This is a genomic window from Nocardia sp. NPDC057227, from assembly GCF_042669725.1.
Lineage (GTDB): Bacteria > Actinomycetota > Actinomycetes > Mycobacteriales > Mycobacteriaceae > Nocardia > Nocardia asteroides_A.
This window is the reverse complement of record NZ_JBHUXA010000021.1, coordinates 1-15,322: the sequence shown is the minus strand read 5'-3', so window position 1 is coordinate 15,322 and position 15,322 is coordinate 1. Positions and strand designations below refer to the sequence as shown.

13 protein-coding genes are annotated in these 15,322 nt (G+C 72.2%); all 13 read left to right on the top strand.

Features of this window, described 5'->3' with window-relative positions:
• Nucleotides 1-6 precede the first annotated feature (6 nt).
• The 13 genes from murD to ileS all read left to right on the top strand — a co-directional run bounded on the left by murD (nt 7) and on the right by ileS (nt 15,253).
• The gene (gene murD / locus ACFUJ1_RS25240; RefSeq protein WP_378649578.1) at nt 7-1,425 is read left to right on the top strand and encodes a UDP-N-acetylmuramoyl-L-alanine--D-glutamate ligase; all 1,419 of its coding nucleotides are present in this window, start codon (nt 7-9) and stop codon (nt 1,423-1,425) included.
• Entirely contained in the window at nt 1,422-2,888 is a 1,467-nt protein-coding gene (ftsW, locus tag ACFUJ1_RS25235) for a putative lipid II flippase FtsW (protein WP_378649409.1), read from the top strand. Before murD ends, ftsW begins: the two co-directional genes overlap by 4 nt.
• 5 nt (nt 2,889-2,893) lie before the next feature.
• The gene (gene murG, locus ACFUJ1_RS25230) at nt 2,894-4,000 is read left to right on the top strand and encodes an undecaprenyldiphospho-muramoylpentapeptide beta-N-acetylglucosaminyltransferase (RefSeq protein ID WP_378649576.1); all 1,107 of its coding nucleotides are present in this window, start codon (nt 2,894-2,896) and stop codon (nt 3,998-4,000) included.
• Complete coding sequence (gene murC, locus ACFUJ1_RS25225) at nt 3,997-5,493, top strand: UDP-N-acetylmuramate--L-alanine ligase (protein ID WP_378649407.1); 1,497 nt, start codon at nt 3,997-3,999, stop codon at nt 5,491-5,493. Before murG ends, murC begins: the two co-directional genes overlap by 4 nt.
• 5 nt (nt 5,494-5,498) lie before the next feature.
• The gene (locus ACFUJ1_RS25220) at nt 5,499-6,227 is read left to right on the top strand and encodes a cell division protein FtsQ/DivIB (RefSeq protein WP_378649405.1); all 729 of its coding nucleotides are present in this window, start codon (nt 5,499-5,501) and stop codon (nt 6,225-6,227) included.
• Between the two features lie 352 nt (nt 6,228-6,579).
• On the top strand, nt 6,580-7,797 hold the full coding sequence (ftsZ, locus tag ACFUJ1_RS25215) for a cell division protein FtsZ (RefSeq protein WP_378649403.1): 1,218 nt from the start codon (nt 6,580-6,582) through the stop codon (nt 7,795-7,797).
• 93 nt (nt 7,798-7,890) lie between these two features.
• The gene (gene pgeF / locus ACFUJ1_RS25210; RefSeq protein WP_378649401.1) at nt 7,891-8,616 is read left to right on the top strand and encodes a peptidoglycan editing factor PgeF; all 726 of its coding nucleotides are present in this window, start codon (nt 7,891-7,893) and stop codon (nt 8,614-8,616) included.
• Nucleotides 8,613-9,392 carry a YggS family pyridoxal phosphate-dependent enzyme gene (locus tag ACFUJ1_RS25205; protein WP_378649398.1) on the top strand — a complete coding sequence of 260 codons (780 nt, stop codon included), beginning with the start codon at nt 8,613-8,615 and terminating at the stop codon, nt 9,390-9,392. Before pgeF ends, ACFUJ1_RS25205 begins: the two co-directional genes overlap by 4 nt.
• A 109-nt stretch (nt 9,393-9,501) precedes the next feature.
• Nucleotides 9,502-10,302, top strand: coding sequence for a cell division protein SepF (locus ACFUJ1_RS25200; protein WP_378649396.1), 801 nt, complete (start codon nt 9,502-9,504; stop codon nt 10,300-10,302).
• A gap of 90 nt (nt 10,303-10,392) precedes the next feature.
• Complete coding sequence (locus ACFUJ1_RS25195) at nt 10,393-10,695, top strand: YggT family protein (protein WP_067655253.1); 303 nt, start codon at nt 10,393-10,395, stop codon at nt 10,693-10,695.
• Between the two features lie 67 nt (nt 10,696-10,762).
• A complete protein-coding gene (locus ACFUJ1_RS25190; RefSeq protein ID WP_378649394.1) occupies nt 10,763-11,599 on the top strand; it encodes a DivIVA domain-containing protein in 837 nt (278 codons plus the stop codon).
• 72 nt (nt 11,600-11,671) lie between these two features.
• Entirely contained in the window at nt 11,672-11,878 is a 207-nt protein-coding gene (locus ACFUJ1_RS25185; RefSeq protein WP_233016767.1) for a hypothetical protein, read from the top strand.
• Nucleotides 11,879-12,121: 243 nt separating this feature from the next.
• Nucleotides 12,122-15,253, top strand: a complete 3,132-nt coding sequence (gene ileS, locus ACFUJ1_RS25180; protein WP_378649392.1) for an isoleucine--tRNA ligase — start codon at nt 12,122-12,124, stop codon at nt 15,251-15,253.
• Nucleotides 15,254-15,322: the final 69 nt, after the last annotated feature.

Genomic DNA, 15,322 nt, shown 5'->3' with positions numbered 1-15,322 from the left:
GGCCCCATGCTGGAATTCCTGCGCGGCCGCGATGTCCTCGTCGCGGGCTGGGGCGTCTCCGGCCGCTCGCTGGTCGAGCCGCTGCGCGATATCGGCGCGCACCCGGTGGTCACCGACGCGGGCGCGGCCGCGCTCGCCGAGGCGGCCGGGCTCGGGCTGGAGGTGGCCACCAGCGTCGAGCTGGAGACCGCCGATCTGAGCCGGTACGCCCTGGTGATCACCTCGCCGGGCTGGCGCCCGGACTCGCCGGTGCTGGTCAACGCGGTCACCGCGGGCATCCCCGTCTGGGGCGACGTCGAGTTCGCCTGGTGGGTGGACCAGGCCAGGCTGTACGGGCCGGTGCGCAAGTGGCTGGTGATCACCGGCACCAACGGCAAGACCACCACGACCAACATGACGCACGCCATCCTGCGCGCCGCCGGAATTCCCAGCGTGGCCTGCGGCAATATCGGGCTGCCGATCCTGGACGCGCTGCGCCGCAACCCGGGCCCGCAGGTGCTCGCCGTCGAGCTCTCCTCGTTCCAGCTGCACTGGGCGCCGTCGGTGCGGCCGGAGGCCGGCGTGGTGCTGAACGTCGCCGAGGACCACCTCGACTGGCACGGCGGGCTGGACGCCTACGCCGCCGCCAAGGCCCGCGCGCTGGTCGGGCGGGTCGGCGTGGTCGGGCTGGACGACCCGGTGGCCGCCTCGCTGGCCCGCAGATCGAAGGCGCGGCGCACCGTCGGCTTCCGGATCGGCGTCCCCGCCGACGGCGAGCTCGGCGTGGTCGACGGCAAGCTGCTGGACCGGGCCTTCACCAAGGCGGCCATCCTGGCCGAGGTGGGCGACATCAGCCCGCCGGGGCCGTCCGGGGTGGCCGACGCGCTGGCCGCGGCGGCGCTCACCCGCTCGATCGACGTGGCGCCGCAGTTCGTGCGCGAGGGGCTGGTCGAGCACCGGGTCGGGCCGCATCGGGCCGCGTTCGTCCGGGAGCTGGCCGGGGTCGAGTTCGTCGACGACTCCAAGGCAACCAACCCGCACGCCGCGCGGTCGTCGATCCTGGCGCACCCCTCGGTGGTGTGGGTCGCTGGCGGGCAGCTCAAGGGCGCCGCGGTCGAGGATCTGGTCGAGGAGGTCGCCGAGCGGCTCGTCGGGGCGGTGCTGATCGGGGTGGACGCGCCGATCATCGCGGCCGCGCTGGCGCGACACGCCCCGGAAGTCCCCGTGGTCGAGGTGCAGGCGCGAGACGATGCAACCATGAAGGCGGATGCGGTGATGGCCGAGGCGGTGCGGCTGGCCGCCGGGCTCGCCGACTCGGGCGACGCCGTGCTGCTCGCTCCCGCCGCCGCCTCGCTGGACATGTTCGCCGACTACACGCATCGCGGCCGCAGCTTCGCCGAGGCCGTCAACGCACTGCAGGAGAGCGATATCGGGCGGCGCGCGTGACCACGGCGACCCGGCGGGCGGACAGCACGGCGACGCGGTTCGGCGCCTGGCTGGCGCGCCCGCTGGCGTCGTTCCACCTGATCGTCACGATCGCCACCCTGCTCACCGTGCTCGGGCTGGTCATGGTGCTCTCGGCCTCCAGCGTCGAGGCGTACGCCGACGGCGGCTCGGCCTACTCGCTCTTCGTGCAGCAGGCCATGTTCGCCGGGATCGGGCTCGTCCTGTTCTACCTGGCGCTCCGGATTCCGCTGCGCAGGCTGCGGCAGTGGTCCTTCCCGGTCTTCGCGCTCTCGGTGCTTGCGCTGCTGCTGGTGCTGCTGCCCGGGATCGGCTCCGAGGTGCAGGGCGCGCGGCGCTGGCTGGTGATCGGGCCGATCTCCATCCAGCCCTCCGAGGTGATCAAGGTCAGCCTGGTGGTCTGGGGCGCGCACCTGCTCGCCTCGCGCCGCTCCGAGCGCGCCACGCTCAAGGAGCTGCTGGTCCCGCTGGTCCCGGCCGGGCTGCTGGTCTGCCTGCTCGTCGTGCTGCAGCCCAACCTCTCCACCACCATCGCGCTCGGCATCGTGCTGATGGCGCTGCTCTGGTTCGGCGGGCTGCCCGCCCGGCTCTTCGTCACCATCGCCGCCTCCGGCGTGGTGGCGGCGGTCGTGCTCGCGCTCTCGGCCGGGTACCGCTCCGACCGCATGCGCGCCTTCTTCAACCCGGGCGACGACCCGCAGGGCATCGGCTACCAGGCCCGCCAGGCCATGTTCTCGCTGGCCGACGGCGGCATCTGGGGCCGCGGGCTCGGCCAGAGCCGGGCCAAGTGGAGCTACCTGCCGAACTCGCACAACGACTTCATCTTCGCCATCATCGGCGAGGAGCTCGGCTTCCTCGGCTGCATGCTGGTCCTCGGGCTCTTCGCGCTCTTCGTCTACACCGGGCTGCGGATCGCGACCCGCTCGGCCGACCCCTTCCTCAAGATCCTGATCGCCACCGCGACCACCTGGATCACCAGCCAGGCGCTGATCAACATCGGCTACGTGGTCGGGCTGCTCCCGGTCACCGGGCTGCAGCTGCCGCTGGTCTCCGCGGGCGGGTCGTCGCTGGCCATCACGCTGTTCATGTTCGGCATCATCGCCAACGCCGCCAGGCACGAACCCGAGGCCGTCTCCGCGCTGAACGCCGGGCAGGACGGCCGGGTGAGCAGGCTGCTCCGGCTGCCCAAGCCCGAGGTGTACTCGCCGGTGCGGGCCGAGCAGGCGCGGGCCCGCTCGGTGAACCGCCGCGGCCCCGGCCGCCCGCCCAACGGCCGCGGCGGCGCCGAGGGCGGCCGCAAGGGCCGCGGCAGGCCCGCCGACCTTCCGGAGCCGCCGCGCAGGCGCTCCGGGGAATCCCGTGGCACCGGGTCGCTCCGCGCGACCAGGGCCTGGGAGCCCAGCTATCCCATGCCCCATGCGAGAGAACGAGGTAGATCCAGGTGAGTGACGTGCGACCCGCGCGGCGATCCGGGCTTTCGGTGATCGTGGCGGGGGGTGGCACCGCCGGCCACATCGAGCCGGCACTCGCGGTCGCCGACGCGCTGCGCAGGCAGGACGAGACCGTGCGGATCACCGCACTCGGCACCGAGCGCGGCCTGGAGACCCGGCTGGTGCCGGAGCGCGGCTACCAGCTCGAGCTCATCCCGCCGGTGCCGCTGCCGCGCAAGCCGACCGCCGACCTGCTCCGGCTGCCCGGCCGGGTGCGCGCGTCGGTGGCCCGCACCCGCGCGGTGATCGACGAGGTCGGCGCGGACGTGATCGTCGGGTTCGGCGGCTACGTCGCGCTCCCCGCCTACCTGGCGGCCGGGCGCGGGGTGCTCGGCAGGCGACGGGTGGTGCCGGTGGTGGTGCACGAGGCCAATGCCAAGGCGGGTATCGCCAACAAGATCGGGGCGCGCCTGGCGACGCGGGTGCTGGCCGCGGTCCCCGGCTCCGGGCTCGACGCCGAGGTGCTCGGCATCCCGGTGCGCGGCTCGATCACCTCGCTGGACCGCGCCGCGCTGCGCGCCGAGGCGCGGGCGCACTTCGGGCTGCCCGCGGACGGGCCGGTGCTGCTGGTCTTCGGCGGGTCGCAGGGCGCGCGGACGCTGAACGAGGGCGTCTCCGGCGCGGCCGCCCAGCTCGCCGCCGCCGGCATCGCGGTGCTGCACGCGCACGGCCCGAAGAACACTCTGGACGTGTCCGAGCCCGGATATGTGGCCGTGCCGTACCTGAGCCGGATGGACCTGGCCTACGCCGCCGCCGACGCGGTGGTCTGCCGCTCCGGCGCGATGACGGTGGCCGAGGTCTCCGCGGTCGGGCTGCCCGCCTTCTACGTGCCGCTGCCGCACGGCAACGGGGAGCAGGAGCTCAACGCGCGCCCCGTCGTCGCCGCCGGTGGTGGCAGAATTGTCCCCGATTCGGAGTTGACGCCGAAGTACGTGATCGACGAGGTGATTCCGCTGCTCCAGGACCCCGCACGGCTGACCGGGATGGGCCGCGCCGCGGCCGGCGCCGGCCATCGCGACGCCGCCGACGAGGTCGCGCGCATCGTCCGCGAGGTGGCAGGCCGATGACCGAGCCGGAAGCCGCGCGCTCCGCGCTACCCGCGGAACTCGAGCGGGTGCACATGGTCGGCATCGGCGGGGCCGGGATGTCCGGCATCGCGCGCATCCTGCTCTCCCGCGGCGGCGCCGTCTCCGGCTCGGACGCCAAGGAGAGCCGCGGCGTGCTCGCGCTCAGGGCGCGCGGCGCCGAGGTGCGGATCGGGCACGACGCGAACGCGCTCGACCTGCTGCCCGGCGGCCCGACCGCCGTCGTCACCACCTTCGCCGCCATCCCCAAGACCAACCCCGAGCTGGTCGAGGCGCGCCGCCGCGAGATCCCGGTGCTGCTGCGCCCGGCCGTGCTCGCCGCGCTCATGCGCGGGCACCGCACGCTGTTGGTCTCCGGCACGCACGGCAAGACCTCGACCACCTCCATGCTCATCGTGGCGCTGCAGCACTGCGGCTTCGACCCGTCCTTCGCGGTCGGCGGCGAGCTGAACGAGGCGGGCACCAACGCGCACCACGGCACCGGCGGCATCTTCGTCGCCGAGGCGGACGAGAGCGACGGCTCGCTGCTGCAGTACGACCCGGACGTCGCCGTTGTCACCAATGTGGAATCCGACCACCTCGACTTCTTCGGCACCCCGGAGGCCTACACCCAGGTCTTCGACGATTTCGCCGACCGCCTCGCCCCCGGCGGGCTGCTCGTGGTCTGCCTGGACGACCCCGGCTCGCGCGCGCTGGCCGCGCGGGTCGCCCCCCGGCTGGCCGAGCGCGGCATCGCGGTGCTCGGCTACGGCTCCGGCGAGCTCGCCGACGCCCCGATCCCGGTCGGGGCCAGGCTGCAGAGCTGGGAGCCGCGCGACGTCGGCGGGCTGGCCCAGTTCCAGCTGGACGACGAGCCGACGCCGCGCGCGCTGCGGCTCGCGGTGCCCGGCAGGCACATGGCGGCCAACGCGCTGGCCGCGCTGCTGGCGGGCCGGGCGGCGGGCGCCGACGTGGACGAGCTGATCCAGGGGCTGGAGGGGTTCGGCGGGGTGCACCGCCGGTTCCAGTTCGCGGGCAGGGAGAACGGCGTCCGGGTCTTCGACGACTACGCGCACCACCCGACCGAGGTGCGCGCCGTGCTCGGCGCCGCCGCCGAGCTGGTGCAGCAGGAGTCCGCCGACGGCGCGCGGGCCAGGCCGGGCCGGGTGATCGTGGTCTTCCAGCCGCACCTCTACAGCCGCACCGCCGCCTTCGCCGCCGAGTTCGGCACCGCGCTCAGCCTGGCCGACGAGGTGGTCGTGCTCGACGTGTACGGGGCGCGGGAGAAGCCGCTGCCCGGCGTGAACGGCGCGCTGGTGGCGCAGTCGGTCACCGTCCCGGTGCACTACCAGCCGGACATGTCCCGGGTCGGCAGGCAGGTGGCCGCGCTGGCGCTGCCCGGCGACGTGGTGATCACCATGGGCGCGGGCGACGTCACCATGCTCGGCGGGCAGATCCTCGACGGGCTGCGGGCACGCCCGCACGCCGGACGGTGAGGTGGGTGCCCGCGTGGCCCGGCCGGTTCGCCCGGCCGGGCAGGCGGCGGCCGGGCGATCCGCGCCCGGCGGGCCGCCGCGGGCTGCCCGGGGTGCCGGTCCGGGTCGCGCTCGGGGTCGCGGTGCTGGTCACCGCCATCGCCGTCGCGTACTTCACGCCGGTCTTCGCGGTGCGGACGGTCCGGGTGGACGGTGCGGCCGCGGTGCCGGAGGACCAGGTGCGGGCGGAGCTCGGGGTGCCGGACGGCCGCTCCATGCTGCGCATCGACACCACGGCCATGGCCGCGCGGGTGGCGAGCATCCCGAAGATCAGCACCGCCAGGGTGCAGCGGGTCTTCCCCGGGACCGTCCGGGTGACCGTGCGGGAGCGCACGCCGGTGCTCTGGTTCACCGGCCAGGGCGGCGCGCACCTGGTGGACGCCGAATCGGTCGAGTACGCGGTGGAGCCGGCGCCACCGGGTGTCCCGGAGCTGGCCGCGGCCGGTGCGGCGCCCGCGATCCGTCGAGTGGCCGTGACGGTGCTGACCGCGCTGCCGCCCGCGCTCACCGTGGAGGTGGCGAAGGTGGAGGCGCGCACGGCGTCGGACATCGTGCTGACCCTCCGGGACGGCCGTACCGTATTGTGGGGCGGCGCCGACGACGCCGCCCGCAAGGCGGCCGTGGTCGGGCCGCTGCTCACCCGGGACGGCACGATCTTCGACGTCTCCAGCCCGAACCTGGTGACCGTTCGATGACGCGGGCGCCCGGTGCGGAGCCTGCTCCGCGCTCCGGACCTGCGCTGTCTGCCCGGCCCGAGCGTCGGGGGCATGGCGCGGGCTACGGTGTGGGGTGCGCCGCGGCGGGAGGGATCGCGACACAATCCGGATCCGGAACCGGCGCGCCTGCGAGCGGATCGCGAGCACGGCGAATAGCGTTCCGTACCAGTCGGAGACTTGACATAACGCTAACCCTATGGTTCAGCTTTATGGTTTGCCCGGGGGGCGGCCCGTCCCTCGGGACGGCCCGCTTGCCGGGTGCCCGGACAGCGCCGCCCCACGTCCGGGATCCGTACCAGACAGGCTCGAGATCGAAGGAAGGCGAGAGCTCATGACGCCCCCGCACAACTACCTTGCTGTGATCAAGGTCGTCGGCATCGGTGGCGGCGGCGTGAACGCCGTCAACCGAATGATCGAACAGGGACTCAAGGGAGTCGAGTTCATCGCGGTCAACACCGACGCGCAGGCGCTGCTGATGAGCGACGCCGACGTGAAGCTCGACGTGGGCCGCGAGCTCACCCGCGGGCTCGGTGCGGGCGCCGATCCCGAGGTGGGCCGGCGGGCCGCCGAGGACCACAAGGACGAGATCGAAGAGGTGCTCAAGGGCGCCGACATGGTCTTCGTGACCGCGGGCGAGGGCGGCGGCACCGGCACCGGCGGCGCCCCGGTCGTGGCGAGCATCGCGCGCAAGCTCGGCGCGCTGACGATCGGTGTCGTCACCCGGCCGTTCTCCTTCGAGGGCAAGCGCCGCGGCAACCAGGCCGAGACCGGTATCGCCGCGCTGCGCGAGTCCTGCGACACCCTGATCGTCATCCCGAACGACCGGCTGCTGCAGCTCGGCGACGCGGCGGTCAGCCTGATGGACGCGTTCCGCTCGGCGGACGAGGTGCTGCTCAACGGTGTTCAGGGCATCACCGACCTGATCACCACCCCCGGCCTGATCAACGTCGACTTCGCGGACGTCAAGAGCGTCATGTCCGGCGCGGGCAGCGCGCTCATGGGCATCGGCTCGGCGCGCGGCGAGGGCCGCTCGGTCAAGGCGGCGGAGTCGGCGATCAACTCGCCGCTGCTGGAGGCGTCGATGGACGGCGCGCACGGCGTGCTGCTCTCGATCGCGGGCGGCTCCGACCTCGGGCTCTTCGAGATCAACGAGGCGGCCTCGCTGGTGCAGGAGGCCGCGCACATCGAGGCCAACATCATCTTCGGCACGGTGATCGACGACTCGCTCGGCGACGAGGTCAGGGTCACGGTGATCGCCGCTGGCTTCGACAGCGGCGGCCCGACCAAGCGGGTCTTCGACCCGGGGTCGGTGCGCGGCACCATCGGCTCCGGCCGGGCAGGCGAGATCGGCCAGCGCGGCAGCAGCGATCCGCCGGCGCGCAGCGTCGACCCGCCGTCCTACGACAGTGGCCGCGGCGCGGTGCCGAACTACCGGGAACCGGACCGGCTCCGCCCGGCCGCCGAGCCGAGCCTGCGGGACAGCTCGCGCACCCGCATCGACCCGCCGGACGACGACGACGTCGACGTGCCCGACTTCATGCGGCACTGACCGCCCGCGGCCCCCGCCTCCGCCCCCGGAGCCGGGGGCCGCGCGCGTCCGGCGCACCGATCGCCCGCGCGGGCGCGGATTAAGCTCGGAGCCATGACTTCCGCTCCCGCGCTCACCGTCCGCCGGGTCACCACGACGCGCACCGGCGGATTCTCGGCCGCGCCCTACGACAGCTTCAACCTCGGTGACCACGTCGGCGACGATCCGGCGGCGGTGCGGCGGAACCGGGAGCGGCTGGCCGACGGCATCGGCCTCGCGCCGGAGCGGCTGGTCTGGATGGAGCAGATCCACGGCCGCTCGGTCGAGATCGTCGACGGCCCCCGCGCCGAGCCGGTGCCCGCCACCGACGCGCTGGTGACGACGGTGCCGAACCTGGCGCTGGTGGTGCTCACCGCGGACTGTGTCCCGCTGCTGCTCTCCGACGACGAGGCGGGCGTGATCGCCGCCGTGCACGCGGGCCGGGTCGGCGCCAGGATCGGCATCGTTCCCCGAGTGCTCGACGCCATGACCTCGGTGGGTGCGAAGGTCGAGCGGATCGGCGCCTTCCTCGGCCCGGCCGCCTCCGGCAGGCAGTACGAGGTGCCCGCCGCCATGCGCGCCGACGTCGAGGCGCACCTGCCAGGCAGCGCGGCGAGCACCGTGCGCGGCACCCCGTCGCTCGACCTCAGGGCCGGTATCCGCAGGCAGCTCGAGGCCGCCGGGGTCGCCGGGGTCGCGGTCGACCCGCGCTGCACCATCGAGGACAAGACGCTCTTCAGCCACCGGCGCGGAGCACCGACCGGCCGCATCGCCGGCGTGATCTGGATGCAGGCCGCATGAGCGGGGACGCGGCAGCCGCCGAGCGCGCGCGGGACGCCGGCGAGCCGGGCAGGGCCGCGCGCGCCGCGGAACTCGCCACCCGGCTCGCGGCCGTCACGGCCAGGATCGAGGCCGCCCGCGTCGCCGCGGGCCGCGAACCGGGCGCGGTGCGGCTGCTGCCGGTCACCAAGTTCCACCCGGCCGCCGACATCGCCGTCCTCTACGACCTCGGCTGCCGCGCCTTCGGCGAATCCCGCGAACAGGAGGCCACCGCCAAGGTCGCCGAGCTGACACCGGAGCTCGCCGAGCCGGTGGCCTGGCACATGATCGGCCGGCTGCAGCGCAACAAGGCGAAGACCGTGGCCCGCTGGGCACACACCGTGCAATCGGTGGACAGCGAACGGCTCGCCGCCGCACTGGACGCCGCCGCGGCCGCCGCGCTGGACGCGGGGGAGCGCACCGCCCCGCTGCGGGTGCTGCTCCAGGTGAGCCTGGACACCGACCCGGGAAGGGGTGGCGTCGCGCCCGCCGATCTGTCCGCACTCGCCGACCGCATCGCGGCCGCCCCGGCGCTGGAACTCGCTGGCCTGATGGCGATTCCGCCGCTGGACGCCGAGCCGGACACGGCCTTCGCGCGGCTGGCGAGCCTGCACGACGGGATGCGGGCCGACCACCCTGGCGCGAGCGAACTCTCGGCCGGCATGTCGGGCGATCTGGAATCAGCTGTGGCACACGGTTCCACCTGTGTGCGTGTCGGTACCGCGCTCCTGGGTACACGCCCGATAACCTCGGGCTAGCAAAGAAACCTCATCAGTCACATTCGACACATATGCTGGGGACTGACGAGGGGTGCTGAGCAAGACTTCAACACCCGGCCGCCACCGGGGCCGAAGGAAGGTCGACCAGATGAGCACGCTGCACAAGTTCAAGGCGTACTTCGGCATGGTTCCACTCGACGAGTACGAGGACGACTATGTCGACGACCGGGCCCCGCACGGCATCGACGACCGCGGCCCCCGGCGCTCTCGCGCGCGTGAATTCGACCGGGAGTACGGCGCGTACAGCCGCTACGGCTCCCCCTCCGACGGCTACGGCGACGAGCACTACGCCGCCGACTCCGACTACCCCGAGCCCGCCTACAAGTCGCCCTACTCCGGCGGCTACCCGCCGCTGCCCCGGCGCGAGGAGTACGCCGACGAGGGGTACTCCGACGACCGGTACGAGCCGCCACCGCGCCGCCCCACCCGGATCGACTCCGCGGCGGCGGGGCGGTTCCGCGCGTCGGGCGGCGGCGCGCCGATGATGCGGGGGGCCACCCGCGGCGCGCTCGCCGTCGATCCCGAGGCGGAGGAGCGCCGGCTCGAGGAGCGCATGCGCGCCGAGCCGGTCGCCACCAGGCGGCCGGGGATCTTCGAGGACGGAGGTCCCTTGTCCAAGATCACCACGCTGCGCCCGCGGGACTACAGCGAGGCGCGCATCATCGGCGAGCGCTTCCGCGAGGGCAACCCGGTGATCATGGACCTGGTCGACCTGAGCAACGCCGACGCCAAGCGGCTGGTCGACTTCGCCGCCGGGCTGGCGTTCGCGCTGCGTGGCTCGTTCGACAAGGTGGCCACCAAGGTGTTCCTGCTCTCACCGGCGGACGTCGACGTCTCGGCGGAGGAGCGTCGCCGGATCGCGGAAACCGGCTTCTACAACCAGAAGTAACGGCGTTGCCAGCGGGCACCGCGCCGGTCCGGCCGAGCCGGACCGGCGCGGTCGTTTTGCGCGTCGCCGATTTTCGGGCAGAGTGATGTCGTGGTGGTCTTCGCGGTGCTCTACTTCGTCCTGTTCATCTTCTGGTTGCTGCTGATCAGCCGGGTGATCGTGGAGTTCATCCGCAGCTTCGCCCGTGACTGGCGCCCGACCGGGTTCGTGGTGGTCGTGCTCGAGGTGATCTTCACGATCACGGATCCGCCCGTGAAACTCCTGAGGCGCTTGATACCACCGGTGTCGCTGGGGGGAATTCGGCTCGATCTCTCGATTATGGTCCTGCTATTCATCGTGTTCATCCTGATGTCCATCGTGGGCAGGCTCGGGCAGCCCGTAGCTCCCGTGTGACAGAATGGGCCGGGAACGAGATGTCAGATCTGCCAGATCTCCAAAAGACGCGTGAAGGGATCCTTCGATGCCGCTGACCCCAGCTGATGTGCACAACGTCGCGTTCAGCAAACCGCCGATCGGGAAGCGCGGCTACAACGAGGACGAGGTCGACGCGTTCCTGGATCTGGTGGAGCAGGAGCTGTCGCGGCTGATCGAGGAGAACGCCGATCTGCGCCAGCGGGTCGCCGAGCTGGACGCCGAGCTGACGGACGCCAAGAAGAACCGCGGCCCCGGCCCCGGCATCGTGAAACCCCCGGTCCAGCAGGTGCCGCCGCCAGAACCGATCAAACAGCCGGTGCCACCCGCCCCGCAGCCGCCGATGCCCGCGGTACCGGCTGCGGAGAGCCAGGGCGTCGACGCGAACCTGCAGGCGGCGAAGGTGCTGAGCCTGGCCCAGGAGATGGCCGACCGGCTCACCAGCGACGCGAAGAGCGAGGCGGAGAACCTGCTCTCCAATGCGCGAGCGAACTCCGAGCGACTCGTCGCCGACGCCCGTAACCGCTCCGACTCGATGATCGCGGACGCGCGGCAGAAGTCCGACTCCATGCTCTCCGACGCGCAGACCCGTTCGGACAATCAGCTCCGCCAGGCCAAGGAGAAGGCGGACGCGCTGCAGGCCGACGCCGAGCGCAAGCACACCGAGATCATGGCCACCATCACCCAGCAGCGCAGCGTGCTGGAGAGCCGGATCGAGCAGCTCAAGACCTTCGAGCGGGAGTACCGGGTGCGGCTGAAGTCCTACCTGGAGTCGCAGCTGGAGGAGCTGGAGAACCGCGGCTCGGCGGTCCCGGTGGACGACGGCGGCTTCGACACCGGTGCGAACGGCCTCGCTCCCGCCTCCTTCGCCAAGGGTGGCAAGTAGACTTTGTAGCAGGGTCCGTTCGGTAGTTGCCGAGCGGTAGCGCGTCCTGTCGAGTCTCCACTGGGGGTCACCGTGCTGGTATTGACGCTGGTGCTCGCGGCGATCGGCTTCGCCCTGCTCGTCACGGCCTTGACCACCGGCTCGGTGCTCTGGGCCTGGGGCTGCATCGTGGTGTGCGTGCTCGGTGCGGTGCTGTTGCTGGCGAGTGCGCTCGCGGGCGGGCGGCCCGAAGAGGGCGATCGCGAACCCGCTCCCAAAAGGGTTGACCGCCGCCGATAGACTGAAACCTGTACGGCATCGATCCGGCCATCACCGGGGAGCCTTCGGAAGAACGGCGCGCTCGGCGCGCCAAGTAGAACCGAACGGGTGAGCCCGTCACAGCTCGCAACGAGAGGTCCGGCCGCAGCGCGGCCAGGGCAAGCGGGGTGGTACCGCGGTCTCGGCGCATCCGCGCCGTGGTCGTCCCCGTGCCAGCGAACCGCGCCGATGGGCGCGGCGGCACGGAGGAGACCCGACACCGCCATGGCGGACGACACTTCCCGCAGCGCGTACCCGCGCGTCGACCTCGCCGCGGGCGCAGGCTCGGCGTTCCCGGAGCTGGAGCGCCGCGTGCTCGACGCGTGGGCGGCCGACGACACCTTCCGGGCGAGTATCGAAAACCGTTCCGCGGCACCGGAATTCGTCTTCTACGACGGCCCGCCGTTTGCCAACGGGCTGCCGCATTACGGCCATTTGCTCACCGGATACGTGAAAGACCTCGTTCCGCGTTTCCGGACGATGCGCGGAAACCGCGTCGACCGGCGCTTCGGATGGGACTGTCACGGGCTGCCCGCGGAAATCGAAGCGGAAAAGCAGCTCGGTATCACGGACAAATCACAGATCGATGCCATGGGGCTCGCCGAATTCAATGCGGCGTGCAAGTCCTCGGTGCTGCGCTATACCGGGGAATGGCGCGACTACGTCACCCGTCAGGCCCGCTGGGTCGACTTCGACAACGACTACAAGACGCTCGATCTCGACTTCATGGAGTCGGTCATGTGGGCGTTCAAGACGCTGTACGACAAGGGCCTGATCTACCAGGGCTTCCGGGTGCTGCCGTACAGCTGGTACGAGCAGACGCCGCTGTCGAACCAGGAGACCCGGCTCGACGACGCCTACAAGATGCGCCAGGATCCGGCGGTCACCGTCGACATGGTGCTGCGGGTGCCGGACGACCACCCGCTGCGCGAACTCGACGGCGCCGCCGCGGTCATCTGGACGACGACGCCGTGGACGCTGCCGTCGAACCTGGCGATCGCGGTGCACCCCGACCTCACCTACGTGCACCTGCGCGGCGCCGACGGCAAGCGCTACGTGCTGGCCGCGGAGCGGGTTTCGCACTACGCGCGCGAGCTGGGCGAGGAGCCGGAGGTGCTCTCCGAGCACGTCGGCGCCGCGCTGGTCGACCTCGCCTACACCCCGGCCTTCGACTTCTTCGCCGGTCACCCGAACGCGCACCGGGTGCTCGCCGCGGACTACGTGACCACCGATTCCGGCACCGGCGTCGTGCATCTCGCGCCCGCGTTCGGCGAGGAGGACATGGACGTCTGCGTCGCCAACGGCATCGAGCTGGTGCAGCCGCTGGACCAGGGCGGCAAGTTCACCTCGATGGTGCCGCCGTACGAGGGGCTGATGGTCTTCGACGCCAACCCGGTGATCATCAAGGACCTCAGGGCCGCCGGAAAGCTGCTGCGGCACGAGACGATCGAGCACTCCTACCCGCACAGCTGGCGCTCCGGGCAGCCGCTCATCTACATGGCGGTGCCGTCCTGGTTCGTCGCGGTGACGAAGTTCCGGGACCGGATGGTCGAGCTGAACAAGCAGATCACCTGGGTGCCCGAGCACATCAGGGACGGCCAGTTCGGCAAGTGGCTGGAGGGCGCGCGGGACTGGAACATCAGCCGGAACCGCTACTGGGGCAGCCCGATCCCGGTCTGGAGCTCGGACGACCCGGCCTACCCCCGGCTCGACGTGTACGGCTCGCTGGACGAGCTGGAGCGCGACTTCGGCGTGCGCCCGGACGACCTGCACCGGCCGATGATCGACGAGCTGACCCGGCCGAACCCGGACGACCCGACGGGGAAGTCCACCATGCGCCGGGTGCCCGAGGTGCTCGACTGCTGGTTCGAGTCCGGCTCCATGCCGTACGCGCAGGTGCACTACCCGTTCGAGAACAAGGAGTGGTTCGACGGCCACTTCCCCGGCGACTTCATCGTCGAGTACAACGGGCAGACCCGCGGCTGGTTCTACACGCTGCACGTGCTGGCCACCGCGCTCTTCGACAGCCCGGCCTTCAAGACCGTCGCGGCGCACGGCATCGTGCTCGGCGACGACGGGCTCAAGATGAGCAAGTCCAAGGGCAACTACCCGGACGTCAAGGAGGTGTTCGATCGGGACGGCTCGGATGCCATGCGCTGGTTCCTGATGAGCTCGCCGATCCTGCGCGGCGGCAACCTCATCGTCACCGAGCGCGGGATCCGCGAGGGGGTCTCGCACGCGCTGCGGCCGCTCTGGAACGCCTGGACCTTCCTGCAGCTCTACGCCACCGAGCCGGGTACATGGCGCACCGACTCGCCGCACGTGCTCGACCGGTACATCCTGGCCAAGCTCGCGGCCACCCGTGACGCGGTCACCGCGGCGCTGGAGGAGTACGACATCGCGGGCGCCTGCGACGAGCTGCGCACCTTCGCCGACGCGCTCACCAACTGGTACGTGCGCCGGAGCCGGAACCGGTTCTGGAGCGAGGACCGGGACGCGGTCGACACCCTGCACACCGTGCTGGAGGTGGTGACCAGGCTGGCCGCGCCGCTGCTGCCGCTGATCACCGAGGTGATCTGGCGCGGGCTCACCGGCGGGCGCTCGGTGCACCTCACCGACTGGCCCGCCGCGGGCGAGCTGCCGCACGACGCCGAGCTGGTCGCCACCATGGACGAGGTGCGGGTGGTCTGCTCCACCGTGCTGAGCCTGCGCAAGGCGAAGAAGCTGCGGGTGCGGCTGCCGCTCTCCGAGGTGACCATCGCGGCCGCCGACGCCGAGCGGCTGCAGGACTACGCCGACGTGATCGCGGACGAGGTGAACGTCAAGAAGGTGACGCTCACCACCGACGTGGACGCGCACGGGCGCTTCGAGCTCACCGTGAACGCGCGGGTCGCCGGGCCCCGGCTCGGCAAGCAGGTGCAGACGGTGATCAAGGCGGTCAAGGCGGGGGACTGGGCCGAGGACGCGGACGGTGTGGTGCGCGCGGCCGATGTCGCGCTGCTGCCGGAGGAGTACAGCAGGCGGCTGGTCGCGGCCTCGCCGGAGTCGACGGCGGCGCTGCCGGGGAATGCCGGGCTGGTCGTGCTGGACGACACCGTCACCGAGGAGCTGGAAGCCGAGGGGTGGGCCCGGGATCTGATCCGCGATCTGCAGGAGACGCGGAAGTCGCTCGGGCTGGAGGTGTCCGATCGGATCAGCGTCGTCCTCGACGTGCCCGCCGAGCAGCGGCCGTGGGCCGAGCGGCACGCGGCGTTGATCGGCGGCGAGATCCTCGCCACCGCGCTGGATTTCGGTCCGGCCGGGGATGACGCGCCCGTCGTCTGCGGTGGGGTCCGGGTGGCTGTCGCCAAGGTGTGACAAGGGTTTCCCGGGGGACTGACGTCCCCCGGACCCCTTGTCCGGTGGGGCGGAGACCGTACGGTCTCC

Coding starts and splice junctions, on each gene's coding strand:
- ACFUJ1_RS25205 (WP_378649398.1), top strand. CDS start 8,613: ATGAGCGGGGACGCGGCAGCCGCCGAGCGCGCGCGGGACGCCGGCGAG.
- ACFUJ1_RS25200 (WP_378649396.1), top strand. CDS start 9,502: ATGAGCACGCTGCACAAGTTCAAGGCGTACTTCGGCATGGTTCCACTC.
- pgeF (WP_378649401.1), top strand. CDS start 7,891: ATGACTTCCGCTCCCGCGCTCACCGTCCGCCGGGTCACCACGACGCGC.
- ileS (WP_378649392.1), top strand. CDS start 12,122: ATGGCGGACGACACTTCCCGCAGCGCGTACCCGCGCGTCGACCTCGCC.
- ftsZ (WP_378649403.1), top strand. CDS start 6,580: ATGACGCCCCCGCACAACTACCTTGCTGTGATCAAGGTCGTCGGCATC.
- ACFUJ1_RS25190 (WP_378649394.1), top strand. CDS start 10,763: ATGCCGCTGACCCCAGCTGATGTGCACAACGTCGCGTTCAGCAAACCG.
- murD (WP_378649578.1), top strand. CDS start 7: ATGCTGGAATTCCTGCGCGGCCGCGATGTCCTCGTCGCGGGCTGGGGC.
- murC (WP_378649407.1), top strand. CDS start 3,997: ATGACCGAGCCGGAAGCCGCGCGCTCCGCGCTACCCGCGGAACTCGAG.